At 44.0% G+C, this 573-nt stretch carries 1 pseudogene; it reads right to left on the bottom strand.

Annotated elements, in window-relative coordinates:
* Positions 1 to 147: 147 nt before the first annotated feature.
* A pseudogene (locus R7Z77_RS27305) lies at positions 148 to 573 on the bottom strand (haloacid dehalogenase-like hydrolase); the annotation flags it as partial.

Here is a 573-nt window from a genome sequence, read left to right as displayed (position 1 = left end):
TGAAACTACCGCAACAGACACGGTAGAACAACCTTCGACCTAAGTTTCTTTCCTTAAAAATAAGAAAAAGCAGTGGTCCGTTCTTCGGACACAACAAAGGGGTTAACCAGTGGTTAACCCCTTTTTATATCAGTCAGATTTGAAATCTTACTTGGTCGGATACACTTGTTTCCAATCGTTTTTCATATCAGCGATTAACCAGCCTTTCGCTTTCGCTTCATCCAATCCTTTATCTAGCTTACCAATGCTAGAGGTGCGGTCATATTTCCACTCACGTTGGTCATCTGTGTGATGAACGTACATTGCTAAACGAGGACCAGTACCTGACGTCGTCCATTGCAGCATTTGTAGGTCACCATCTGAGTTGCCAAACGAAGCTATTGGGCGCTTACCAATGTGCTGATAAATTTGCTGCGGTTTTTCCGCTTTGTCGTTATTCACTTCAATGCCCGGTACGCGCTTAACTTGGTAACTACCATCAACATTAACGAACTCTGTAGATAGACGAGTACCAATGATACGCTCGGATGGGATGTTGTAGACATCCGTCGCCCAAGCTCGCATAAAGGCATT

This window comes from Vibrio sp. 1401, assembly GCF_033340295.1.
Note: the sequence above shows the minus strand (reverse complement) of the source record. Positions and strands in the feature narration are given on the sequence as shown.